Source organism: Ruegeria sp. AM5 (assembly GCF_056540645.1).
In genome coordinates, this window is sequence record NZ_JBQFXC010000019.1 from 1 (window position 1) to 24,524 (window position 24,524).

The 24,524-nt window shown below is 53.7% G+C and carries 20 protein-coding genes; 7 read left to right on the top strand and 13 right to left on the bottom strand.

What is annotated here, in order from left to right:
* Positions 1-262, top strand: a 262-nt coding sequence (locus ACR0AH_RS20430) for a hypothetical protein (RefSeq protein WP_480593509.1), incomplete at its 5' end; no start/stop codon positions are given.
* A 287-nt stretch (positions 263-549) separates the two neighbouring features.
* Here the strand turns inward: ACR0AH_RS20430 and ACR0AH_RS20435 are convergent.
* The 5 genes from ACR0AH_RS20435 to ACR0AH_RS20455 form a co-directional block, all read right to left on the bottom strand.
* Entirely contained in the window at positions 550-804 is a 255-nt protein-coding gene (locus ACR0AH_RS20435) for an EF-hand domain-containing protein (RefSeq protein WP_480593511.1), read from the bottom strand.
* 603 nt (positions 805-1,407) lie between these two features.
* Complete coding sequence (locus ACR0AH_RS20440) at positions 1,408-2,736, bottom strand: pyridoxal phosphate-dependent decarboxylase family protein (protein ID WP_480444115.1); 1,329 nt, start codon at positions 2,734-2,736, stop codon at positions 1,408-1,410.
* A 531-nt stretch (positions 2,737-3,267) separates the two neighbouring features.
* Positions 3,268-3,807, bottom strand: a complete 540-nt coding sequence (locus tag ACR0AH_RS20445; RefSeq protein WP_170733325.1) for a GNAT family N-acetyltransferase — start codon at positions 3,805-3,807, stop codon at positions 3,268-3,270.
* 199 nt (positions 3,808-4,006) lie between these two features.
* Positions 4,007-8,470 (bottom strand): nSTAND1 domain-containing NTPase, encoded by a 4,464-nt coding sequence (locus ACR0AH_RS20450; RefSeq protein ID WP_480593513.1) that lies wholly within the window; start codon positions 8,468-8,470, stop codon positions 4,007-4,009.
* A gap of 13 nt (positions 8,471-8,483) precedes the next feature.
* Entirely contained in the window at positions 8,484-8,891 is a 408-nt protein-coding gene (locus tag ACR0AH_RS20455) for a hypothetical protein (protein WP_480593515.1), read from the bottom strand.
* 160 nt (positions 8,892-9,051) lie between these two features.
* Between ACR0AH_RS20455 and ACR0AH_RS20460 the strand changes: the two genes are divergently transcribed.
* The 5 genes from ACR0AH_RS20460 to ACR0AH_RS20480 all read left to right on the top strand — a co-directional run bounded on the left by ACR0AH_RS20460 (position 9,052) and on the right by ACR0AH_RS20480 (position 13,193).
* Positions 9,052-9,951, top strand: coding sequence for an FHA domain-containing protein (locus ACR0AH_RS20460; protein WP_480593517.1), 900 nt, complete (start codon positions 9,052-9,054; stop codon positions 9,949-9,951).
* A gap of 93 nt (positions 9,952-10,044) precedes the next feature.
* Entirely contained in the window at positions 10,045-10,758 is a 714-nt protein-coding gene (locus tag ACR0AH_RS20465; protein ID WP_480593519.1) for a PP2C family protein-serine/threonine phosphatase, read from the top strand.
* A gap of 481 nt (positions 10,759-11,239) precedes the next feature.
* Entirely contained in the window at positions 11,240-11,533 is a 294-nt protein-coding gene (locus ACR0AH_RS20470; protein ID WP_480438846.1) for a hypothetical protein, read from the top strand.
* Entirely contained in the window at positions 11,534-11,671 is a 138-nt protein-coding gene (locus ACR0AH_RS20475) for a hypothetical protein (protein WP_480593521.1), read from the top strand.
* 1,096 nt (positions 11,672-12,767) lie between these two features.
* Positions 12,768-13,193, top strand: a complete 426-nt coding sequence (locus tag ACR0AH_RS20480; protein WP_480593523.1) for a CAP domain-containing protein — start codon at positions 12,768-12,770, stop codon at positions 13,191-13,193.
* 251 nt (positions 13,194-13,444) lie between these two features.
* Here ACR0AH_RS20480 and ACR0AH_RS20485 read toward each other — a convergent pair whose 3' ends face one another.
* The 5 genes from ACR0AH_RS20485 to ACR0AH_RS20505 all read right to left on the bottom strand — a co-directional run bounded on the left by ACR0AH_RS20485 (position 13,445) and on the right by ACR0AH_RS20505 (position 19,779).
* Entirely contained in the window at positions 13,445-13,690 is a 246-nt protein-coding gene (locus ACR0AH_RS20485) for a hypothetical protein (RefSeq protein ID WP_480593525.1), read from the bottom strand.
* Positions 13,691-13,908: 218 nt separating this feature from the next.
* Positions 13,909-15,522, bottom strand: a complete 1,614-nt coding sequence (locus tag ACR0AH_RS20490) for a recombinase family protein (protein WP_480593527.1) — start codon at positions 15,520-15,522, stop codon at positions 13,909-13,911.
* 274 nt (positions 15,523-15,796) lie between these two features.
* Positions 15,797-16,231: a hypothetical protein gene (locus tag ACR0AH_RS20495; protein ID WP_480593528.1), complete on the bottom strand. Its 435-nt coding sequence runs from the start codon at positions 16,229-16,231 to the stop codon at positions 15,797-15,799.
* Positions 16,224-18,377: a hypothetical protein gene (locus ACR0AH_RS20500; RefSeq protein ID WP_480593530.1), complete on the bottom strand. Its 2,154-nt coding sequence runs from the start codon at positions 18,375-18,377 to the stop codon at positions 16,224-16,226. Before ACR0AH_RS20500 ends, ACR0AH_RS20495 begins: the two co-directional genes overlap by 8 nt.
* A 157-nt stretch (positions 18,378-18,534) precedes the next feature.
* Positions 18,535-19,779, bottom strand: coding sequence for a MobA/MobL family protein (locus tag ACR0AH_RS20505; RefSeq protein ID WP_480593531.1), 1,245 nt, complete (start codon positions 19,777-19,779; stop codon positions 18,535-18,537).
* Positions 19,780-19,976: 197 nt separating this feature from the next.
* On the opposite strand from ACR0AH_RS20505, the gene ACR0AH_RS20510 reads away from it, so the two are divergent.
* Positions 19,977-20,204, top strand: a complete 228-nt coding sequence (locus ACR0AH_RS20510; RefSeq protein ID WP_170353330.1) for a hypothetical protein — start codon at positions 19,977-19,979, stop codon at positions 20,202-20,204.
* A gap of 103 nt (positions 20,205-20,307) precedes the next feature.
* Here ACR0AH_RS20510 and ACR0AH_RS20515 read toward each other — a convergent pair whose 3' ends face one another.
* From ACR0AH_RS20515 to ACR0AH_RS20525, 3 genes are read right to left on the bottom strand one after another with little or no spacing between them, the layout of a single operon-like run.
* On the bottom strand, positions 20,308-22,089 hold the full coding sequence (locus tag ACR0AH_RS20515) for a thiamine pyrophosphate-binding protein (protein ID WP_480593533.1): 1,782 nt from the start codon (positions 22,087-22,089) through the stop codon (positions 20,308-20,310).
* Positions 22,089-23,498, bottom strand: coding sequence for an aldehyde dehydrogenase family protein (locus ACR0AH_RS20520; protein ID WP_170353332.1), 1,410 nt, complete (start codon positions 23,496-23,498; stop codon positions 22,089-22,091). Before ACR0AH_RS20520 ends, ACR0AH_RS20515 begins: the two co-directional genes overlap by 1 nt.
* Positions 23,479-24,408: a sugar phosphate isomerase/epimerase family protein gene (locus tag ACR0AH_RS20525; protein ID WP_480593535.1), complete on the bottom strand. Its 930-nt coding sequence runs from the start codon at positions 24,406-24,408 to the stop codon at positions 23,479-23,481. The genes ACR0AH_RS20520 and ACR0AH_RS20525 overlap by 20 nt, the downstream gene beginning before the upstream one ends.
* Between the last annotated feature and the right edge of the window lie 116 nt (positions 24,409-24,524).

Below are 24,524 nucleotides of genomic sequence, written 5' to 3' on the forward strand. Positions count from 1 at the left end.
CTCATCTCCACTCCTTGGCGGTTACGATGAGCCAGAAACCCTCTCTTATCAAATCGACCTAAACTGTCCCATGGGCGCTGACGTCAGACAAGAGAAACGAACCCAGTTTATGTGGCGTTTCTATCTTTGCATTGAAAGTGGTGGGTTTCCATTGCTTCACGTCTTCCTTGAACCAGTGCGGTACAAGCCGCCAGCGGGCCGTAGAGCTAATAAGACGGTCGTCATGGATGGAACGCTATATCCAACATTTAAGTTGGCTTGAGTTTCAGCTCATGGATAGGTCTTGGGCGTTTGGATCGCGCTCAGTTGGGATAGGAACGCCGTTCACGTTCCAGTTCTGCAGGGCATAGAGTTCCGCCCATGTCATTTCAGGTCTGCCGAAGCGTCCACAAATTCGGATAGCATAGCGAAGCGGAGAAACGCTTGGTAAACATTTTTGTTAATTCAAGCCAAGAAACTAGTTTGGCGAGTCCTCACGCTATTCCACCAAGCTTTGCATGGAAATCAAACAGAATGGCGGCCCCGGGAGGATTGGGCCACCATTCTCACTCAGCAGGATAGCCGTTTCTGGGGGGGGGGTAAGACCCCTGCCTCTTCTGCAACCTGAATCTCGTTTTGAACCAGTGTACCATCGCCATTGGCGTCCATGGCAGAAAAAGTCTCTGCATCAACGTTCGGGGCAACAGCCTGCACCTCTTCGATGGTCAGTACACCATCTCCGTTAGCGTCTGCAGATTGTGCGGTGACCAAAGTGGGTAATGCAAAGGCGACTGCTGCAAGAACTGCGACTTGTTTGGTTTTCATTGTATTCGCTCCTAAGCAAGAATTGAGCATTTCTGTCCTGACACGGACTAGAAATACGCTTGTGCACGCAACGTCACCCGTCATACGTGAATCGTAAGTGTATGCGCCAATCTCCGCGTGTTTTCTTGAGTCGCTCGCACAAAGGTCTGCGGGGCAAAAAATCCCCTAATATGGCTAGGTAATTAATGCCCGAGCTGAACCGTGTAACATGGCAATGCTCCGCTCAAAGCCTCTGACATGTTTGGTTTCGCGAGTGGTGGTCTTCAATAATGCTAAAAACCATCAGGAATGTTGAGATCGAATGTCATTTAGTGGACAAAGCGGCCTTTGACTGCTGCTGTGCCAAAAGCCGCATCCATGATACGTTTACTGTTTTCCTCCTATTAGAACGCGCGACTTAGTTTCTCCAGCATGTTGTCAGCTATTTGATCAAACAAACTTAGTTTCTAGGGCGCGGGGCAATGGAAAGATGTCGTGAAAAATGAACTGGAAAATGTCCTGCCAAAGTTCAGATATTGAACGACGTACTTTTGAGTTAATTGCCCAGGTTCCTTGCAAAAAGAACATGATTGGTTGCTCAGACCCGATTGCCTGCGTCAAGCACTATTTGTGACGTCTGACCGCGCGTTCAACGGCTTGGATTGATTGACGAATATCCTCGGATGTTGTGCGGTGATTGACCAAGGCTGCACGTAGACACGCCTTGCCTTTGATGACGGTTGTCGAGAATACGGCATCACCAGAAAGCTGAAGCTCGGCTGCGATTTTGTTCACGTCTCCATAGGCAATGTAGAAACAGCAAATATTAGAAGTGACGGGAAACGAAAGGTCCAAAACATCAGATGCCTCGACCAGCTCAGCCATCAATGCAGTCTGCTTGCAGTTGTTCGTAATGGACGCAGAGAAGGCCTGGGTTCCGATCGATTTAATCGCGGCCCAGACCTTAAGGGCGCGAAATCCGCGCGAAAGCTCCAGCCCATAGTCGCAGAACCACAGATCGCCTCCTCCAAGCCCTTCATTTTGTTGTTCAAGGTAGCTAGGGCGTGACGTAAACGTGTCGAAATGCAGGGAGCGATCGTAGATCATGCAGGCTCCGCAGTCATAAGGAACGGACATCCATTTGTGAAAATCACATGAGATCGAATTTGCCCGTTCCATCCCGTCAACAAGCTGTGCCCAAGGATGATCCGCGAGTCGTGTCCAAAATCCAAAGGCGGCATCCACATGAAGCCAGATATTTTGGTCTACACAAAAATCCGCAATCTCGTTCAAACTATCAAACGAACCTGTGTCGACCGAACCCGCTGTGCCAATCACGGCCAAAGGAACGCGATCAATGGACTTGTCTTTTGCAACAGCGCGTTTCAATGATGCAATATCCATCCTCATGTCATCGTCTGTGTCGACAACATGAATTGCATCTGTCCCGTAGCCCATCGATTCAAGCGCCTTACCGATACACGAGTGCGTACCGCGGCGCACGTAGACAGCTACGCTTGGCAGCGCTCGAATACCGGTCTTTCTAACGTCATGACCAAATTGCTTGTTTCGCGCCGCCGTCAGCGCCAAGATCGTCGCTTGCGACGTACCAGTCGTTAGAATGGCAGATGCACTCTCGGGCAATCCAGAAACGCCAAGCAGCCAATCCAGCGTGACCCGCTCGACTTCGATGGCCCCGTGATCGCGGCCACCGCAGTTGCTGTTCATCGTGGCTGCAACCAATTCTGCCCCAACGGAAACCGGCAGTCCGGCCCCATGCACCCAACCGAAGAACCGTGGATGCGTGTTGCCGGTCGCGTAGGGCATGATGTCATCAGCCAACTGAGCGAACGTTTGCTTAATACCAACACCAACGGCCTCTCGCGTCAGGGACAAGCGACCGGCAAACCCGTCAGGCTTAGGTTGCCAAGGCAAGTCCCTCGCGCTTTTCATTCGAGCTATGCATTGATCCATTAACTTGTGCAAATGATGGCTAAAATCATCCCAGTCTTTCGGATCCAAATGGTTGCCTTCAGAAGTCATAGCAAAGCCTTTTTTGATGGGCGATTGTCCATAGCATTAGAACATCGCAGATCTGCGATACAAGCCGCGTTAGGTTTGCGGTCTTCAGATGGGGCGGGTCAATTGAGACCTGCCGCCGATCTTACTGAGATTATCCGCTTTGCTATGAGGCGCAGAGCTAACGAAAGCCGACTTTGGTTCAGTCCGTAGGAACAGTAACTCTGGGCTCAAACCAGTCATCTGACATATTAGGTTGGAAATTGACGCGGTTCTAACGGTTTGATGCCTGCCGCGCGGACAAACCATCGTTTCGCTACGCCTGCTCAAAGACCCACTTCTTTAAAATGCGCCAGCGCTAGAAAGTCGTTTCTGCCAGTGAGTGAAGGCAACGGGTATGTCTATACTACAAAGAGAAGGAACCCCAGTTCTTGAGCAGGAAGCCTTCATTTACCGACTCACGCACTACCAGTGGTTTGGATTATCTAGTGGACCAACGCATCGAGAAGTGCCTTTGAGTGGGGTGAATTGATCTGCTGTCAGGGATTGACCAAGCCATCCCTCCGGATACTGGAGTGGCAAAGGCGGCTGAGCATCGGCTTCTGTAATGTGAGCGAAGCCCACCTTCGAATAGAAGTTGTTTTCCCCGTAGGTCAAAGCAACATCAACCCCACTGTCTCTTAGAGCTTGAAGCGCGTGACCAATCAGGCGTTGCCCAAGCCCTTTACCCTGCCGATCGGTTGAGACCGCGACTGGCGCCAGAATGAATACCGTTCGATCATCTTCCGGATATGTCATCCGTGTGAAGATGATGCTGGCCAAGACGTCCCCGTTCTCAACGGCAGAGAACACGAGCATGTCGTTAGTGGTCAGCGAAGACAGCATTTCGGTGACCAACGCCTTTATCAGTCCGCCAGCTTTGGGTCCTTCCGATGCGGAGAATGTGTCCAAAAACATCGAGATAATGTCATCAGTTATTTCATTGTATTCAGTTGTGATATCCATGGTCTTTCACTGCGGATCAGTTTATCTTTGGTTGAACCCCAGTCCAGTCCGACAATGGAACGAATGTCGGGTATGCGGGACAAAGCTGGCTTTTGCTGGTGCACCGTCATTTGCCTTATTGAAGCGAGATTGCCAATGACAGTCTTCACAGCGCCGGAGTATCACTGCGCAAGCCTGCATCAATAAATCGTGGATAGAGTCACTGCGATCTAAGGCTGGCGCAGACATCATCGCGTGCCGCTCCCAGATATTGCTCGTGTTGTTGCGTCCCTAAAACGCCATCGCTCAGGTTGCATGCTGCCTTGGTGCTCAGAACATCCCAAATACGCACTATTCCGTCTTCACCGGAACTTGCAAACTGCTGCCCATCTGGATGATTTGCTAGACGCCAGATGGCTCCTGCATGTGCATTTGGAATGCGGCCAATCAATTTTCCAAAGCTCAGGTCCCAGACATGCAGCCCACCGCTTCTGTCGGATGCTACTAGGCTGGCGCCATCGTGCAAAAAAAGGAGGTCCGTGGCTCCGCGGGCATGGCCTGTGAAGTTCTGCAGTCGCATTCCATCTTCCAGACGCCAGACTGACACTGTTTCGTCGCTGTCCGCAGCGGCCAGCAGTGATCCATCGGGGTTGAAGGCCACTGACCAAACGAGATTATCCGATACCTTCAAAGTCAGGGGCATTGCAGTCTGGTCAGTTGGCCAAACGAGCACTTCACCCATGCTTGTGGAAACCGCTATTCTAGATGAATCAGCGTGCATGGTTGCTCTGGTAACACTACCGTAGTCGAGCGCAAAGCGACGCAGTGTTTCAGCGGTTGAAACATCAATCAGATGCGCACCACCTTCCGCACCAGCTAGAAGGCTACTTCCATCTGATGTGAAAGATAGCGACCAGATTGCTTCGCCGAGCGCAGGAAATCTAATTTGAGCGCCCAAAAAGTCAGGCGACGAAACTACGATCTGCCCTTTGCGGTCCGCGGTCGCCAACTGCCTGTAATCCCGTGACAGAGCTACTGCCCAAACCTGATGTTGGTGGGATGGCCCCAGTGACAATGCTGGCAAATCCATTGGAGAACCCGCGACAGCTCCATTGGTGTCGCCAAAAAACACGTGGCTCGGGCTCAGAGCCACTCCCTTCGGCTTTCCATCGTCATGCGCAGCGAAGCTTAAAGCTAGATCTGGACGTGGGCCAACTCGCCAAAACCGGACATTCTGATCGGCGCCGAGTGTCACAGCAGTGTAAAGATCGGAGGATATTGCCACATCGAGGATTCGCCCGGAATGACCGGAAGTAGATTCCGCGACTAAAGTCTGAGAGAGAACATCCCAGATCAATAGGCGACCATGGCTATTCCCACCGACGAGGCTCCATCCATCGGGCATAAATTCCACGGAACTAATCTGATCTTTGGCAGGGAAGGCCATACCGAGCATTTCTCCGGACTCGGAGTGGATCAACGCGGAGCTACCATCGCTACTTGCGGTTGCTATGATCGAGCTGTCCGGACTGAAAGACACAAACCAGACATCGCTAGAATGTACCGATTTCAAGGGGGGAAACTTCTCGTTACCTGACGGAAACTGCCATACGCGGATTTCACCAGCACCGTTGCCCGCCGCAATAGATAAGCCGTCCGGACTGAAAGCTACACTTGTAAAATCACCAGTGCGATGCGCCAGAACCAAGCGCTTTACTGCGTCATCGCCAATTAGGGACCAGAGAGAGACTTTCCCATCCTCACCAACGGTGGCTAGAACCGGCTCGCTAGGATGGAAAGCGAGACGCCACTGAATATCGCTCGCCTCTCCAATAAGGATTGGAGCATCAGGAAGTCCATCGTTGAACGACCAGTAAGCAATGCGCCCGCTGTCGCCGACGGTGGCGAAACCTGCTCCGCTGGGCGAGAACGAAATGTCTTGGATTCCTCCGACTCCACCGTCGAGATCATCGCCAACTTGCCGTCGCGTTGCGCTGTCAAGTATGCGTACCGTCCCATCGCGCCGACCGACTATTACGAAACGTTGATCTGGAGATATGGCAACCGAAAGCGCGTCCCCAACTACGACTGGCTCACCAACAGGAACAGGAAGCCCGGTAGCAAGAGAATTCCGTGCCTTTAGCATGGCAACTCGAGCGTCATAGGTCGTGCGTGCGCCACGCGACTGACCAATAGATTGCGCTGCGAGGTTGAGCGCGAGCAGGGGGTCGTCCGTAGCAAAACCGGCCGCCGCGGCTCCTAGAGCACTGGCTAAGCTCTCGTTTGCCACAAGAGTTGCCGAGTCGGCCAGCATCGCGCTTTTTTTTGCTTGTCGTGACTGGTTGAATGCAACGATTGACGCGGCGGTCGTGCCGACTGTAAGAGCGGCCAGCGCACAAACCGCCAAAGCTTGAAGTCGACGCCGTTTTTTTCGCCGCTCATTTGTCGCCTTTTGCACATCGTCGCGCGCCTGCGCGCTTGCAAGCAGAAACTCTTGCTCCTTGGCACCGGCTTTGTCTTTGTTGTTCTCGAACCACTCAAGAATGTAGCTTAGACGCGCTCCGCTCAGAAGCATGTCTGGGTCGCGTTCTGTTTCGACCCATTCATCGGCCATCTGGACGATCCGTAAACGCAACCTCAGATCTCCGCGGGATCTTTCGATCCAGCGATTGAGACGAGGCCAAGACCTTAACAATGCTTCGTGCGTGATCTGAACGGTTCTATTGTCCAAAGTTAAGAGCCGGGCTTCGGTCAATCGTTTCGTCACCCGATCCATCACTTTTGGGTCCGGGTCTTCCTGCAACTCGGAACGCTGCAAAATTCTTCGAGTGTCAGCACCTCCTTCGCCTGGCGTCACCAAATTGAGAAGTAGGCGCTCGGCAACTATGCGTTCCTTCTTTGAAAAGTCATTGTCGAAGATTGAGTCAGCGGTCTGGCGAATTGCCCCCGCCATCCCACCGCTGCTGCGATAACCTTCGTATGTAAGAGTTCCACCCAGCTTGCGTTTCCAAGTCTCAACAAGGGCATGGGAAATTAGGGGTAAAACACCAGAGTCGTTACCCGCGTCCGCGACGATTGCGTCAACGAGATGCTGTTCAACATAGAGACCAGCGCGTCTTGCGGGCTCAATGATAGAGCGGCGCAGATCATTTTCTGACATCGGGCCGACAAGTAACTGATTTTGGTTGACAGCTTTTGCGAGCCAAGGAATTGCCGCGCATTTCTCATAAAAGTCAGCGCGCAGTGTGATAATTATTTGGACCTGACTGTCGGCGGGGTCTGTAATCGCGGAAAGGGCCTCCACGAAACTTTGAGCCGCGCGCTTGTCATTGAGTGTAAACAACTCTTCGAACTGATCAATTACTAGAAGGATGGGCCTGACACTTGCATCTTGAAGAACTTGGCGCGCGATGGAGGGCCGAGCGAGGAATTCATTGAGTAGAACACGCGCTGATCCCTCTGTGCCTCGCAGACGAAAAAACAACTCTGAAAGTGCATCTCGCCCCGGCGTGAATAGTTCGATTCGCCAGGTTTCGCTTCGCAGTACCCTGCCTTGTTGCAATAGAGGGATGACACCGGCCCGGATCAAAGAGCTTTTGCCGCTTCCGGACGCTCCTCCTACCACTAGCACTTTGGTTGTTTTTAAACGATTTAATAGATCGGCGACAAGTTCTTCACGACCAAAGAAGCTATCTGCATCCTCAGGTTGGAACGCGCTTAGCCCATGATAGGGGCAATCCGTTTCCATTTGCAAATCAGCCTCTGCACTGAGGCGCGCAATGGTCGGATCAGGCGCCTCCGCCGCGACACGTGCCATTATGTCATGGGCGGCGCTGCTCCAAGATTGAATGTCTACGAAGCGTTCAAGCGGGTCCGCTGCCATGCCGCGTAAGAAGAAATCTCGCCAGTGGTCCTGATGGTCCGGTATGGCTTCGTCCAGCTTGTGTGGTTCTGGTGGCCGGGACTGGGTGATTGCGTACCATATTACGGCGCTAGCTGCGAATATGTCCGCAGCAGCACTAGCGTTTTGGTCAACGTTGAACTGCTCTGGTGCCATATAAGCGGGCGTGCCGCTGATAAACATTGAGGAGGCGTTCTGTCCACTTTTTTCGCTTGCAATGCCTAGATCGCCGATCATGATTCGATCTAGGCCGGCGCGTTTTTGCGTAGGAATCGGGTCGACAACTGTTTGATCTTCCGACACAGAGGAAGCGGGGTATTGAGAAGGCCGATACCCAACCGTTTGATAAAGGATGTTGTCCGGCTTTATGTCGCGATGGACAACACCAGCGCGGTGCATCGACGAAAGCCCAGATGAAATTGCGTCGACCAACTGCAAAATATCATACTGCTGCAAGCCGCAATCGGGGTCTTGTCTTTGTTTCATCAGGGATGTCAGCGAACCTTGGTCGGCATAATCCATGACAAAATAGGGGTTGCCTTCTGACAGCCGACCGATGTCGTGAACCCCAACGAGGTTGTAGGATTGTATCCGGCGCAGCAGCCGCGCTTCCTCGATGAAACGCTCCTTCAGAGCGTTATCGTTTTTCCCACGTGTCAGAAGAATCTTGATCGCAACGTCTGTGGCAAGTTCCTCATCCCAAGACAACGCCACGACGGCGAAGCCGCCACGCGCGATTTCCCGGCGGACAACGTAGCGCCCGATGTATGCCGGTAGCTCCATTGCTGTACCCGCGTCAGAAGTTTGAAGACACGTCGACGCAGTGCAAAACTTCGGGGTCAACTATGTCATGGTTTCGATCTGCCGCAGAGATGCACAACGAAACGCCCCCTCTGCGCTGCGACACTGAAGTAACACCAGTCGTCGTGTAGTTGGGATAGGCGTCAGTTGGGTGCCAATCGCCTTGTGACATATTGTAGACGGTCTCTGCATTGTTGCTTACCTGCCTCACGTCATAAAGTTCGCCCCACCAGATGTGAAAGTGATTCTTGGAGATGTCTGGGACAAAATTTGCCTTCAAAGTTACTGCCAGTTCGCCATCCTGACCAGAAACCGATATTATTTCCACATCGCAACCGTCCACCGGGCAGGCATTGGAATCTTGCGCCAAAGCGTGCCCGTAAAAACCGGTTGTGATGATCAATGTGAATACAGATATCATTCCAAAATACGGCATGGTCTACTACGCCCCCTTCGAATGCAATTGCTGAAAGTTTGATTTTGTGAGAGTATCACAAGGCCCGAAAAATCCCTAGTTGCCTGTTTTCGGGGCTTCAAGGGCCGGTCGTCAGGGAGAATGACAGATGCAAGTTGTCGGCGCGGCTTTTATGGCAGACGTGTCCAACAGCACTCCGCTTTTCGAGAAAGTGGGAGAGCAAGAAGCGTATCGAGAAATTAGTCTTTGTCTCGAGGAAATACGTGAGCAAGTCTGTGATCTGGGTGGTGATTTTCTCCATTCCAAAGGCGACGATGTTCTTGCGTTCTTCAAAAACCCTGATGCCGCTCTTGAAGCGGCCAAAGCGACCACAAGAAGGACCAGTGAACATACACTCCAGGTGCATGCAGGGCTTAGCTGGGGTAGGATGCTGCGCTTGCCCGACGACATTTACGGAAAGCCTGTCAACACGGCAGCGCGGCTTGCGTCACTTGCCAAATCACATGAAGTGCTAGTTCATGAACTTTTTTTCGATCAGCTTGACGTGTCTAACCGCAAGACCTTGCGAGAAGTGGATACTCTGAGCCTCAAAGGGCTGAGCAAGCGACTGAAAGTCTATTCACATCTGGCTGAAAATCCGGCCGAACAGACAATGATCATTGCCAACTCCTCTTCGGCGTCAATCCGAGCGCTGCGTCTCAAGCTGATCCATAACTCCATCATAAAGGAGTTGTCTGAAGGGCAAGAAATGTCTCTGGGACGATCCATCGATGTCGATTTAATTGTTTCGCAACCTTGGGTGTCACGGCAACATGCCACAGTGTCCCTAATGAATGGAATCGTGGTATTGAGAGACCACAGTTCATTAGGCAGCTTCGTTCGTCTTGAAGAAGGCAGGGAGATATTGGCTAGACGCGAGAGTGTGACATTGATCGGCAATGGCGCAGTGTCACTTGGCGTCCCTTTTACACAGTCTAGGCAAGCCGTGATTAGATATTCACAGACAAGAACACTGCGCGACACAGTGTCAGGAGAAGCTATTCCATAATACTCAAATCGCAGAGTTGCCAGCAGATGTTTTTAATCGATCTTCCTTGTCGGCACGCCGTTGAAGGGTCGGCAGTGTTTCGGAAAAGAACCCATGTTCCAGTGTAGTTTCAGCTCGGCGACACATGTTGGTCTAGAACGTGATATCAACCAGGATCGCCTTCTTGCACTTCCAGAGCACCGGGTCTGGGTGATCGCTGATGGTATGGGTGGACATAACTTGGGCGATTTTGCTGCGCAATCGGTTGTGGATAGCGCCGCTGAGATGGCCTTGTGCCTGGATCCCTACAAACAGGCAGAAATTCTTCGGAAATCGCTTGTGAACGCTCATGGGGCTGTCCGGCAAGAGAGCGTAAGAAGCTCTGAATGCACTATTGGTGCGTCAGTAGTCGCACTGCTAGTCGCTGATACTTGGTTCCTTTGCTATTGGGCCGGTGATAGCCGACTTTATAGAATGCGCAATCAGAATCTTGAGTTGTTGACCTCGGATCACTCACTGGTCGCGGATCTTGTTGCCTTGGGTGAGCTTAGTTGGGGTGAAGCGACCAATCATCCACAATCAAACATCATCACGCGTGCAGTTGGTGTAGGTTCGGCGCTTGAGTTGGACGCGGTTGAGGGTGCCATACAACGCGGCGACCGATTTCTTCTATGTTCTGATGGGCTCGTTAACTCTTGTGAACTTTCGGCGTTGTGTCTTAAATTGTCAGTGTCTCCGATTGCAAAGGCTGCGGACAATTTGGTAGAACTTGCACTTAATGGGGGCGCTGGGGACAATGTGTCTGTGATCGCCATAGAGACGGCCTAACTTAGTTCCTATTCTGAGCCGATCAGCAAGTTACAACGATTGATGACCGCTCTCTTCGCAAAAGAACTTTCAGCCTATTTTATACACATCATTGGGACGACAATTTGAACTTAGTGTTACCAGGGGTGGGCATTGGCGTTTTAGTGCAAAACTCGTTCTCACTTGGTTGTCTCGATAGTGTCTACCAGTCGTGAGAGAAAAAATTCTGCCGTCTTTCAGGCAGCGCGTTTTCGAAGTCACTAAGACTGATTGTCTTTGTACCACAGAAAAATAGAGAACTTTCTCAAAGATTGGCTGCTTTTCTTCTGCGACGCACCTAATGACTGCGACCAATGTGTTGCAGCATAAGCGAATGGTGCAGACAACGTACTACCGCTTTGGGCTCGAAGTAGACATTTAAAGTCAGCAAAATGGGAGCGACGCAAAAGCTGCTACGCAGGACAAAGCTGTGGCTCGTCGAATGTCTAAAAAGAAATAGCAAATGCGTGATAGCTCCAAACTATGGCAAAGACATCTGCGCGACATCGACCGTCGATCCCTTAAGCATTTGCGATTATTGGTGTTCTTTTTGCTTCAATCTGTTTCGGACTGGTTCACTATTTTTAGCCGCAGCCTGACCGAACAAGGCGTCGCACCTTATGCTGTCGCATTTTATCGCTATATTGTTGCGGCAATTCCTCTGCTTCCTGTTCTCATCCTGCACCGAAAAGCATGGCGAGAGATAACTTGGGGCCTGTCAGCCGGAGCCATGATAGGACTTGGTTGGATCGGATAGGTGACGGCGCTGGAGAAGTTGCCCGCTTCGACAGTGGGTGTGCATTACATGACCTATCCGGTGTTTACCCTAGTCATTGCCTGGGCTGTGTTTGGCGATGCACCCACGCGACGCGCCATGTTGGCCTATGCTCTCTGATTTTGGTCGCGGCTTTCATTGCTGGCTCGCCCGTGTCAGTCCCTACAGGGTACGTACCAACGCTGCTGAAATCACTTGCCGCTCCTTTCGGGTTTGGCTACGGAATTTGTGTCTTGGTGCACAGGTTGTCACGGATTGCGCCGTTAGCGCGTATGGAGTCAGTTTCTCTAGGGTCCGTTCTTGGCATTGCGCCGCCCATCCTTGGCGCCGAAGTTCGAGAGCTTCTCCCAAGTGAAAAATTCGATTGGCTTCTCATAGTTGGTATTGGACTTGTCACCGCATTCGTGTCCCAGCTTATCTATACGATTTGTTCACCTGTCATCGGAGCCTCCAAAACTGCTGTAGTCGGGAGCATCGAGTTACCCACGATGTTTGCCGTTGGATTTTTTGCCTTTGGAGAAGCCATTTCTTTGCCTCAAGCTTTTGCATGTACCTTAGTGCTGGGGGCAATTGCGATAACAAGAAGTAGAAAAATGCGCGCCGTATCTACCGTGCTCGCAAAATCACCGAGACGGTAGTAGTAGGCTCAAAGCCGAAATCCGACTAAGTTGATGTGATAGCGAAGATATCTATGCGTTCTAACAATTGGCGTGCCGAACCCCCCATTTATAGCGGGCTGAATATGGCGGGCCAATTGTGGTATACTGCACTGGCCTCCCGGTTCGGGGGTAGGGGAAGAATCCACCGTCTCACAAATGATTGAGAGTGAAGGTGGTGAGGGGCTGGATGAGGGGGTCTTAGCCAGCCCCTCTCTCTTGAGGGGGTATCCGGAGTGGTAGTGTTGTTCCGTTAAACCCAATCTACCCCGTTAGCGCCTTGTCCAAAATTGGGGGATTCCCGTAGACCCCTTATTTTCTTATCTCAGACACAATTCAAACACGCTGCACCGATACCAAACAGGTGCGGCGCGTCGTGATGGGATTAGCGATTTCAATGAGGGGGTACGAGTTTGACGCGTCGTAACTCCAGCCTGTGGGGCTACCCTCTAGGAAATTGAATCTTTGGTGCGATAGCTTAAGATCGTCAAGAAGTGCGAGAAATCAACATGCTCTCAATTAACCCGCGTGGGCCATTATAGACAGAACCTGGTGGAAAAATGCTGACGCGTTTGTTGTTGATTCTGGCGATTCTTTTGCCCGCGCCACTCGCTGCAAATCCTATAGCAGCGGACGAACTAAACACGTTTCGCAAAAGCCAAGGGCTTCAAGGGTTAGTCTATAGTCGGAAGTTGGAGAAAGCCGCCAAGTCTCATGCTGAGGACATGGTGAAGAAGGGGTTCTTTTCGCATACCGGCTCCAATGGGTCTGACGTGGACGAAAGGGTGCGCAAGGCAGGCTACGAATGGTGTTTTGTGGCTGAGAACATCGCCAAGGGGCAGAAAGGTTTGGACGCTGTGATGTCAGCTTGGGCGCAATCGCGGGGGCATCGTGCTAATATGCTGTCACGCAAGGCCGAAGAGTTCGCGCTGTACGAGGCGGCGGATCGCATCTGGGTGATGGTTCTAGCCGCCCCGTGTCGGTAGTATTTGGGAGATAGCCTTGTTTTCTCGCTTAAATATGCAGCAACAAAACTGCAAAGCGTCACCAGCTTCAAACCACTGACTACATCCAACGAAACGCGATGATTTTAGTATCGTCCGACAGGCCTTTCTTCCACCGAACTTCTTGGACATGGGCATTAAGTTGCTCTTCGGTCAGTACCGGCTCCACCCATGTGTAGTGTACCTTCGATTTTAATGAATGCACTTCGAGCTTCTGTAGTCGGTTAGTTAGATTAGGCATATGAACCTCCATTGCCTTTGAGTTCGGCTAACAAATTCGGATCGTGCGCTGAAATGAACGCATCAAGCGCTTCTCCGCACGCTTCAAGCGTCGGAGTATCCAACTGTTGATAGAATGGGTCACCATTTCCCGAACGTGTCTGAACCGATTCCAAGTGAACACGCTGCCGGAAGTCGGATTCAGCCTCATCATCAATTCGATTTACGCGTGCCAATCCAAGCTGTGGTAAGGTTTTCAAGGTATCTGTTCGTTAACATCTTCTTCATCGCTCTGGGGGACTCATGGGGACAAAATCAACTGGATTGTGGCGGACAATTATGGACAACTGTAGACAATAACTATTCGGGGAAAAATATATAGAGCTCGGTATTTACAAACTAAATTGGGGTAGGGTCGGATAATTGTGGACGGCCATAGACTGTAGAGACTTACAGCGAAATCAGTAGGTGAACGGAATCATAATCCGCGTGTCGGGGGTTCAAGTCCCTCCTCCGCTACCACCAAACCCCCCAGCTTTTTGGAACGATTTGATACCAAGGCGCTAAGGCGGCCCTTCACCTCGACTGGCACGCCGTCTTTCTCGGTTGGAGACACAACGATCTCCGAAATCAAGCCGCGCACCGCGTCACGCGCTTTTGGGTTCGGATTGCCGTCATGTGCCTGCATGGAAGAGATCATTTCATCCAGTGCAGTGACATACCTGGATGCTGTCGCTGGATTGAATTCGAGCGCCTTCTCCTTCTCGTCAAAGCTGGCCAATACGTCCGTGACAACCGAAACGCGTTGTTTGGCCTCAGTCAACTTTGCCTCTCCTTCAACTCCTTCAAGAATTCCCATCTCGAAAAGTTCAATACGGCGCGATAGCAGCTTGTTAGCTTCTGCTACCGCGCGTTCGAGCTCCTTCCTGTCCGGTTTGTCCGCTGCGTTGAGTTTGCGACGTTCTTCATTGTAGGTGCGGATGAACTCATCGATGTAGGTTGGCTCAGACAACTCCTTTCGCAGTTCGGTCAGCAGAGCGCTCTCGATCTTGTCGAGGCGAACCTTCCCGTTATTGTTGCAGGAGCCACTCTCTTTGGCCGTTGAGCAACGGATGCGGATGGTATTGCCGTTTCTGTCATGAATCGACATGCCGCCACCGCAGCACCCGCATTTGATCAGCCCCGAGAACGGGCGCACAGGGTTTCGGGTCGATTTTCCCGATTGCTTGGCCGCAGACTGCGTGGCCAAACGCCGCTGAACTGCGTCCCAAAGTTCCTCTTCGACAATACGAAGGTGCGGGACTTCCGCAAATTTCCAGTCTTTGACCGGCTTTTCACGGCTGACCCTTTTGCCTGTTGTCGGGTTTCGTACCATTTTGACGCGATCCCAAACGAGTATGCCAGCATAAAGGGAATTTCTGAGAATACCGTAGCCGCGCTTGCCGTTTCCATTCAGCGTTGACGCGTTCCACTTCGTCCCACGAGGCGGTAACTCACCGCGAGCGTTTAGTTCATGAGCAATATCTCGCGGTGAGGCTCCTTCTGCGTAGGCCTTATAGATTTGGCAAATAACTTCCGCTTCGTGTGCCTTGACCTGGAGCTCCCCGGGTTTTCCCGCAATAGGTGAGTAACCATAAGCCTTACCGCCGGCACTCAAACCTTTGGCTATGTTGCCTGACATTCCGCGATGCACTTTTTCACGCAGATCTTTGAGGAAAACCGTACCGACGAAGCCGCGAAGGCCAATCTGGAGTTCCGACTGTACCCCCTCGCTGGCTGAAATGATTTCGACGCCAGCGTAGCTAAGCAGTTTATGCACCTTATGAAGATCACCTGCGTCCCGGCTGATCCGATCAACACACTCCACGACCAGTGCATCAATTTCCCCCGCACTCGCCGCTTCGAGAAGATTAGCAAAACCAACTCGCCCAATCAGAGTCTCAGAGGTTTTGGCCCTGTCTTCGAATGTCCGGACCTCCCTATAGCCTTCACTTGTCAGGTAGCGTCGGCAGAGCTCCACCTGATCTTCAATGGAGCGCTCCGACTGGAGCGTGGTCGAATAGCGGGCGTAGATCGCAGCGCGGCGTTGCATTCTCTCGAGTTCCTCGCGTCTTGTTGTGCTGCCGCCCGGGCCAATTCCCGGACGAGCTCAAGCAAACCAACATCTGGCGTCGGGTTTTGCTTTGCTGCTGGGGACTTGGTGATCTCTTCACAAATCGAAAAATCGGTTTGGATCGGTTTTTGAACTGTCATGGTGCTCGCTTTATGTTTCAACGAGCGTGAGATCGGTCTCCTTTGGAAAATTTAGAAACGCAGTTTAATCCGAACGGTTCGGAGAGCGAGAAACGCTCTCCGAAAGATGCAGGCTAAGTCTGCACTTCAGCGATCACTCGGCGTGTTATTCGGTCGGCCCGGCGCAAATTCTGGATGAGTTGAAGACGCCTGCGAAGCGTTACCAGAGGTTCAACCGTCCGGTTCAATTCGGCTGCCCGATTTGTCAGCCGCTTGTTGATCCAGGCACCGTCAGGGCAATGTTCGTCTGCAATCACCTCGCTCACCCATCCGGCTTTTATCTCAGCCAAAACAGGCTGGAGCAGAGATTCGAGATCGTCGAGATCGCGATCACCGAACATTTCGCCCGCGCGTAGGCGTGAGCCAAAACGATAGGCTATGCCCGCGCCGCTGGGTTCCAGATTGTCGATCAGCATGTCGAGTGCCTTCGACGCCGAGGGCACCATGTTCAGCGCTTCGAGGATCGCCGCTTCGATCGGCAATAACTGCTGTGCGATGCTATCATACATAGCGCACCTCCCGCGTATCCGGCCGTCCCTTGCGCCGCGTTTCAACCGTGACGGCGCGTATCTTTCGACCCGAGCCTCTGCTGCCGAACCTACGGGAGCGCCGGATATCGCGTTCTGCATGTATTCGTGCGCGAACGCGATGAAGTCGATCCAGCGCTGCGTCGGCGAGTTCACCCAATACGGGCGTTCCATCGGAGTTTCTGTCGAAGCCGCTGTTGTTGACAGATACGGAAACACGTCGAGCCGCATTGAAGCGTGTTGGCGCCCTCAAAGAAGCCTGTTCCCGCTCCTCTTCCGAACGCACATCGACGCAATAGGCCTGCTTGCGTGGACAGGGGTTCGTTGTGCCGTAAGCCAGAACCGCATAGCGCTCACCGGCCATTTCCTCGACATCAATAACCAGCGACGGCCGAACTTTGGGATCATCCTCTCCCATCGTTTCATGGGGGAAGCGAAACGCGACGACAACGCCAACTTTCAAACGGGATTTCCAGTTCTCGGAGGGCAGCGCGATTTCAGTTTGAAGTGTCATGAGACATCCTTCATCGAAGTTGAAAAGAGCCGCGTCTTCCACCGTGTTTGGGCTGGTTCCCACTTTCGGCTGCGCGACATCCAGACTGCGCAGTCGAAGGTGGGCGACCTGCCTTTTCCGCTGTTTCGGTTCTCGTCCGTGCGCTGTTGTCTGGTCTGTTGCAGCTTTCCGATCTGCCGCCAGAGTGTTCGAAGTGTTTCCAATGGGTCGGTTGACGGGTGTTTCCGAATGCTGTGCCTCTGTTGGAGGGCCACAGAATTCTCTGTGTCCAGAATGGTTCCCCTGTAGTGGACATGGACCTGTCCGGTCCGGAGCAACGGGCAGCTCTGGGAGTGTTCCTGCCTTCTTGCGCGCGTAATACTGGGACCTACCAAGACCATAGTTCAGCCAGGGCTTGTTTCTCGATGCGCTGTTTTCGAGCAGGTATTGATCTCGCGAGGTACTCCCCTGAACAGCACGCCGTGCTCGTTCCCGTTCAGCTTTTCTGCGGTGGCGCTCTTCCGCTGGCATCACCTGACGCATGCTCAACTGACGCGCCATATCCGCTGATACGTCGAGACGCTCCGCAACAGTCGAGCCGCGGTAACAATATCTCTCGCTCTCGCGTGCATTGTCGCAAGCTTGCAGCTTTGACTTCGCAAGAGCCTGCTTGATAATGGCGTTCGTTTCGTTCTGGCATAGCCCGGGCGTTGCCATGTCTGCCGCTCGTTGAATGTGACCTTCGATACCCTGGGTGTCTGACTGATGGGTCAGGCAGGTGGCATAAAAATGCAGCCATGTGTTTCGGTACCCCATCGGGATCACCCCACCGTGGTAAATCCGGTAAGCCTCGAGATCTTTCAGGATCTGTTCAAATCGCTCAGCTTGGGTCAATCCCCGCGGCATTGTCTGACTACCCGGCTCCCGATCCTGACGCTGCTTGCAGCGCTCTGCGAGTTCGGAACGGGTGGGCCGCCCGACGGCGGCAAAAATCTGATCGGCAAGGACATCAAAATCCTGGCGTTGGCAATTCCCACCAGACACCTGAACGACCCGGCCCGATTTCTCGTTTCGAGTGCCGGGAATGCGGAAGACGCGAGCTGGGTCATTGCAAGAACGATCCGAACCAAAGTGAGCAAGCAGATCCATCAATGCCCTGATTGCCGCCTGCCAGCGGGATAGTGCAGCAGGTGGCATCGAATGGATCAACCAGATTGCGGCCAGTCCTCGTCCCGTTCGCAAATAGAATGATGGCTCAGAGACACCGCGCATCAGAAGATGGCCCGCGACGGCTGCCTGAACGTCTTCTTCACCCTCAGCGCGCCAGCCGGGATCATTGTGATAGTCCAGATCGACATAAAGCGAATTCAGGCTGACCAATCCTGAATTGCAGCGTGTGCCCTTAAACCGGTTCAGCGAGATAAACGATGTCCGATCCAGCAGCGCATGAAGACACGCTACAATCCCATCCGGACAACGTGTAAATTGTTGGCTTGGCTTCTCGGAATTCTTGATCAGAACGGCAGGATTCCCAATCACTCCTTGCGGATGGAGGAGTTGAACGTATTCCTCTGGCGAAACGGTGTGGATATCATCTGAATGCGGGGCAAAGTCGCGCGGATCGGTGTGCTTCATCCGCGGGAATTGGCTCTACGGTTGTTGGCACAGAAAAATCCAAGCAAAGAAAGGCAAGGCCCGGGTGACGCCCCATGCCCGTCAACCGATCAACGGCTCGAGTCCAAACATTGTAGATCGCATCAAGTGTTGCGCCCTGCAAAAACTGGCATCGGTGTCATCGCGTACGCTGACGCGGCTTGCGTGTTTTTACACGCGGTATGTTGGAAACCCGATCATTCCGCTGGAGCTGAGGTGGGTGATACGCCTCAAGGTCGACAGCAGAGGAGAATTCCTCATAGAGGATATCTGATGGATCGGCGTCTATGCCTTCTGTCGCCCATCGCACCGCTTGCTGGTATGCTGTCTCAGTTCTGAGACATTCTATTTGCGACGAAGCTTCCAGCGCTGCTTTCACTTCGCGCTCGGATCTTGCCTCCAGCATTCGACGTTTCTCATCGCTGGCCGTTTTCTTGCGGGCAGCCTCTCTCACCCGCGCGATACGCTCCGCTTCGAGGTCGTCTCTCTGACGCTCCAGGGCGCGCAGCTGCAACCACGAGTGCCAGAGTGTTGAATTGTGTTCTTGGACAGCCTGGCGCCGCACTCCGGCAACTGTGTCGTCGTTTCCGCTTTCTTGCAGTCTGCGGCGCGACCTGGCGGATCTGCGTGGCCCGACATGATCTTGTCTTGCCAGGCCTTGCGGTGCATCGCCTGTCTCGACCATCTCGGCATACGAACGAAGATCAACCCGCGCGTGGGAGCCAATCTTGCGCAGGGCCGCGTTGGTCCGCTTTTCCCATTCTCCGCGGATACGCTTGATTTCTCCGGGGCCTGAGGTTCTGTCGTCAAGAACACGCGTTTTCTCACCAAAATCGCCCGTGATCCTATCAACCTTCCGCGTCGTCATCAGGATGTGGGCGTGGAAATTCAGGTTGGTCTTCGATGGATTGAAGAGCCTCTGCTCGTAGTCTTCTCGCGTCAGTTCGAGTTTGCCCGCGCTGTGCCGTTTCTCTTCCTCAGGGCACAAGAAACGCGGCGCGTGAATGTCGGCTTGAACGGCAACGCCGTATTCATCGCGAAGCCAGAGGCAAAAGCCGCGGACAAGCCCAACCTGCTCGAGAAGCGGTAGCTCGCGTGGCAAGGATGGGCGCAGTTCGCGGATGACTCTTGCATTCCTTCGGCGCTCAGAATGCTCGGCTGCGTTCCAGAGCTCCTCGGCGTTTCCTGTCCAGTTGATCAATTCATGCGACAGGAGGCCACCCTTTCTGCCCGGCGAAAACCGTCGTCCAACCCGCGCATCCCGGAAGGTGGTGCGCGCGGTGTAAGCGGCGGATTTGACGGCGGAGCGACCGTCGGCACGAGAATGCAGGATGACTTCGAGTCTGCTGGCGGGGTGTATCATGTAAAGGACATCGGGCTCCAACCCGATCTCCGCACAAAAAAGTCCGCGGCAGGCGCGCAGGCAAACCCCAAGTTTGCGTAACTGCGCGCATTGCCCAGCGGGCATGCGGACGACCGCTCACACGGCGGCTTGGCGGAGCCACATTTTCGCGCCCGAGTGGCGAAGCCGGGATCCGGGCCGCATTTCCTGTTCGACCACTTCAAGTAAGGGAGGACGAAATGGCGGATCTGGATCAACAAATCGAGCAGGCGCGCGTGAGGCTCAGAGACCTTCAGGCCCGGGCGAGCAAACAACGGCGTCGCGATGAAACGCGCAAAAAGATTATCTATGGCGCTGCTGTTTTGAAGCTTCTCGAGGAAATTGAGAGAGACAAAGCTGATCGGTTGCTCAAGCTTCTGCACGAACGTATCTCACGCGACTCAGATCGAGAGCTGTTAGGGCTGTAAACCCAGTTAGATCTTCTTGAGGCACTGCACGCTCTCAGAAGGTTTGGCTGACTTGGGCCTATTGAAAGAAAAAAACTGGCGCGGCTCACCGCGCTCAGTGTCGTCAGGTCGCGACGTGAGAAACATCCTTGTCCGGCGAATAAATGTCCAGGATGTTCCAATGACCGGTCGTTGGCGTCGGGTTGTTGATCATTGGGACATCAAGGACAGTAGGTTTGCCGCTGGCAATTGCAGCTTCTAATGCGGGCAACAACTCGTCAGCAGCGCTGAGCCTGTGCCCTTCCGCGCCATAAGCTCTTGCAATGTCAGCATAACCCGGCCCGTTCGCGGGAGCTGCGGCTGATCCGGGGAACGTTGTTCCATAGGTCAGGCCGTAATGCGCCTTTTGCAAACCCGCTATAGTTCCGAAGGCGTTGTTGTTCATGACCAGCCAGATGATGCCCAGATCAAGTTCGACGGCCGTCGCGAGCATCGACGGATTTTGACCAAAGCCACCATCACCGACCAGACTGAGGACAACGCGATCAGGTGCCGCCAGTTTCGCACCGATCGCGCCCGGAGGGCCAAAGCCCATCGTCGCGAACCCGCCCGGAGTCAGGATCGAACCGGGTGTCAAGATATCGAACTGTTGCCCAACACCGTTCTTGTTCCAGCCAACGTCCGTAGTGATGATGGCATCCTCAGGCAGTGCCTTGCGGGTATCTGCCAGAATGCGCTCGGGCATCATCGGAAAGGCCGATGAGGTCGCCATTTCCACGTTGCGCGCTTTGAAATCCGTTCGGAAGTCGGCGATCTTCTGTTCCAGCGCGGGGCGTTTGAAGCCCTCCGGATACATCTCGCGGGCGACCCGGTTGAGGACGCGCAAAGCGGCCTTGGCGTCCGCGACGACTCCGATCTCAGTGGGATAGTTCCGACCGATCTCCTGCGGCTCAATGTCGATATGAATGACCTTCGAACCGGGAATGTTGAATGTGTATCCGGGATACCAGCTGGAGCAATCGGCCTCTTTGAACCGTGTTCCCACTGCAAAGATGTAGTCCGCATTCAAGCAGGACTGGTTAACCAATTCGGTGCCCCAAAACCCGGTCATTCCCAGCACAAGCGGGTGGTCGTCTCGCAACGCGCCTTTACCCATCAGGGAATGCGCGACTGGAAGGCCCATATGTTCAACAAATTCTCGCAACTCCTCGCTGGCCTGTGCCAGAAGAATTCCACCTCCAACATAAGCGACAGGGTTTTCGGCTTTGGCCAACGCTTTGATAATCTCTCGCGCGGTTTCGTCGTCAATCGACGGTTTTTTGAGCGCGCGCGTGTTGTCGCGGATACGGTCGAAACTGTCCGAGGGGATCACCTCTGAAAAGATGTCCATGGGGACATTGACCAGTACCGGCCCGGGCTGACCGCTTTCAGCCAGATGGAACGCCTTTTCCAAGATTTCGGCCATCAGGTCGGCGCGATCCACGCGCCAAGCGCGCTTCACGAAGGGTCGGTAAATCTCCCATTGGGCTGCGTCTGCATGCAGGTTCACTTCCTGATGCGGATGTTTACCGTAGTAATGCGTGGGAATGTCACCCGCGATCACCACCATCGGGATACAGTCCAGTGCGGCGTTGGCGACCCCGGTGGCGCAATTGGTCAGCCCCGGGGAGAGATGGGACAGCACCACCGAGGCCTTGCCCGTCACGCGGGCATATGCATCCGCCGCGTGGCTGGCGATTTGTTCGTGTCGTACTGTGACGAAATCGATGGGACTTTCCGCCAGCGCAGCCAGAACCGCAATGTTCGTGTGCCCGCACAGGCCGAAAACGTGCTTGACCTCACGGCGTTCGAGAAAGTCAACGATATGTTCGGCAACGGTTTTGCCGTCCAGTTTCGCTCCGTCCATCACGCGACCTCCTGTCCGTAGAACTCACCGAACAGGTCCGGCTCCGAGGGCCGATCCTCAGGGATCGGACGACTGACCCAGGTGTAGTTCATCATGTGTTTCATGGTGACGTTTTCGTTGGTGATGTTGCCGCCCCAGATGCCGCAGCCCAGGCTGCTGGTCATAGGCATGCCATTTGTCCAGGCACCCGCATTGGCCTTGGATTGAGGCTGTCGCACCATCATACGGCTGACCGGAGCCAGACGCGCCAACCGGTCGATGTGATCGTCATTGTGGCTGTAGATGCCGCAGGAATGGCCCTTGCCCCCGGTGTTGTAGATCTGGCTGACCGTTTCCAGCGCATCATCGAACGTTTCGAAGTGATAAAGCGCCATCAGCGTGGTCAGTTTTTCCTTGGAGAACTTATGCTGCGGCCCGATTTGCCCCTGATTTTCAACCATCAGAAACTTGCGATCTTCGGGGATGCTAAAACCGGCGACCTTGGCCGTTTGCTGCGGCGGACAGGCAATGGTCGGAAACGTACGGTTTCCCTTTTCATCCCACATGGCCGCTTCGAGCATGGCCTTCTCTTCATCCGAACACAGGTAGCCTCCCTCGGCTTGAAGCGCCTTGACCATATCGTCGTAAACTGAGCGCTGGATGATGATGTTGCCGTCGGCCGAGCAGCCCGACCCAAAGTCGGAGGTCTTTGAAATACGGGTATTCTGCGCGGCGATATCCAGATCGGCAGTCTCATCAATGACAATGGATGAATTGCCTGCGCCGACACCATAGGCTGGACGCCCTGAACTGTACGCCGCTTTGACCATGGGTTTGCCGCCCGTCGCCAAAGTCAAGTCGCAGATCTCCATCAGATGTTGCGTCAATGGGATCGAGGGTTTGCGAATGGATTGAAACAAGTCCTCGGGGGCACCGGCAGCACGACAAGCTGCACGCATAACCTCGACCATTTCGAAGGTCGTATGAGCGGTTCGCGGGTGCGGGCTGAAAATGACGGCATTCCGGGCGTTGGCGGCGGAAACGCCGGTCACCGGTGGTGTCATCGCTGGGTTAGTCATTGGGATCAGGGATGCGATGACGCCAGCAGGTTTGGCATATTTCACCAGACCTTTTTCCTCATCAACCTCGACGATGCCGGTCGAGGGTGTGCGCAAGACATCTCGCAGCACCATGTGAATCTTGAAGCGCTTCGCTGGGCGGCCTTCGCGATCTCCGATACCGCTCTCATCCACGCCTTGTTGAGCCAGACGCGTGAAGGTTTTCTCATTACCCGCATACCACGCAATGGCCTGAGACAGGCGGTCCAGCCTGTCCTGATCCCAATCCTCGATCTCGGCCATGGCAGCGCGGGCGCGTGCCAGCATATCTGCCGCCATGTTGCGGTCGTTTTCAGTGAGCTCTTTGCCCATGATGATCCTCTTGGTGTTTTGGAATTGTAGCATCGGGCATACGACGCTGTGACCGCGCCTCGCCAAATGTTCGCTTGGCGTGGCTGAGACAGCGACGCGCGTGTTCTTCATATCCCAACTCGGCAACGCGGCTTTGGTTGGGCAGTTCGATGGAATAGTCGACGGGCGGCATCCGTTCGATGATGCCGGTGAAATCGATCCATCCCTCACCGGGATATAGCCGCGCATCGCGGGCCAGTTGGATCATGCCCTCACGCGTATCGGCGATGCCGGGCAGGCAATCAGAGATATGCAGGAAGTGAAACAGGTCCGAGGGGACGTGTAGCAACTCTCCCAAATCCACGCGGCTGAGATGCAGATAAAGCGTATCAACCAGAATACCGCCATTCGGCTGATCGGAGGCGCGGACAATGTCAAGCGCCTCATCCAGAGTACGAAGGCGGGAAAAGCTTGGGAACTCCAGGTCCACTGTTAGCCCGTAGGGTGCCGCCAGTTCGCAGGTTTCCGAATAGACGTCGATCAGGAAGTCACGATCATCGCGGGTATTGGTCCACGCGCTCATGATCATGCGCTTGGCACCCAATTCCCCACCGATCTCAAGAGAAGGCTCAAAACTGCGCGGATCGACATCTTCTGTGATGCGCGCAAGTTCGACATCGAGGACTTTCAAGCCAGTGGTAGAGAGAGCAGTTTTGGTGGCCTGCACCTGTGCCTTGTCGATTGGAGATTGAGTGAATTCACCGGGCACATGCATCGGAATGAAGCGGGGGCTGACGGCATCGTAACCGGCCCGCGCTGCGATATAGACCAACTCGGGCGGCGTACAGCCAATCAGCGTCAGATGCGCCAAGGAATAGAGAGAGGGGCTTGCGCCAGCCTCTTCGGGTTTCACCATGAACGGCAGCTCCACGTGTCTGCGAATCTCAAATTCATCACACGTAGTAAAAAATATCTGATATTTTTTAAAATATCAACTTTTAATACTGAGCAGGAAATGAAAGCGCCCGGGCAACTGCCCGGGCGTGT

Coding starts and splice junctions, on each gene's coding strand:
- ACR0AH_RS20435 (WP_480593511.1), bottom strand. CDS start 804: ATGAAAACCAAACAAGTCGCAGTTCTTGCAGCAGTCGCCTTTGCATTA.
- ACR0AH_RS20440 (WP_480444115.1), bottom strand. CDS start 2,736: ATGAAAAGCGCGAGGGACTTGCCTTGGCAACCTAAGCCTGACGGGTTT.
- ACR0AH_RS20445 (WP_170733325.1), bottom strand. CDS start 3,807: ATGGATATCACAACTGAATACAATGAAATAACTGATGACATTATCTCG.
- ACR0AH_RS20450 (WP_480593513.1), bottom strand. CDS start 8,470: ATGGAGCTACCGGCATACATCGGGCGCTACGTTGTCCGCCGGGAAATC.
- ACR0AH_RS20460 (WP_480593517.1), top strand. CDS start 9,052: ATGCAAGTTGTCGGCGCGGCTTTTATGGCAGACGTGTCCAACAGCACT.
- ACR0AH_RS20465 (WP_480593519.1), top strand. CDS start 10,045: ATGTTCCAGTGTAGTTTCAGCTCGGCGACACATGTTGGTCTAGAACGT.
- ACR0AH_RS20470 (WP_480438846.1), top strand. CDS start 11,240: ATGCGTGATAGCTCCAAACTATGGCAAAGACATCTGCGCGACATCGAC.
- ACR0AH_RS20480 (WP_480593523.1), top strand. CDS start 12,768: ATGCTGACGCGTTTGTTGTTGATTCTGGCGATTCTTTTGCCCGCGCCA.
- ACR0AH_RS20490 (WP_480593527.1), bottom strand. CDS start 15,522: ATGCAACGCCGCGCTGCGATCTACGCCCGCTATTCGACCACGCTCCAG.
- ACR0AH_RS20495 (WP_480593528.1), bottom strand. CDS start 16,231: ATGTATGATAGCATCGCACAGCAGTTATTGCCGATCGAAGCGGCGATC.
- ACR0AH_RS20500 (WP_480593530.1), bottom strand. CDS start 18,377: ATGAAGCACACCGATCCGCGCGACTTTGCCCCGCATTCAGATGATATC.
- ACR0AH_RS20510 (WP_170353330.1), top strand. CDS start 19,977: ATGGCGGATCTGGATCAACAAATCGAGCAGGCGCGCGTGAGGCTCAGA.
- ACR0AH_RS20515 (WP_480593533.1), bottom strand. CDS start 22,089: ATGGACGGAGCGAAACTGGACGGCAAAACCGTTGCCGAACATATCGTT.
- ACR0AH_RS20520 (WP_170353332.1), bottom strand. CDS start 23,498: ATGGGCAAAGAGCTCACTGAAAACGACCGCAACATGGCGGCAGATATG.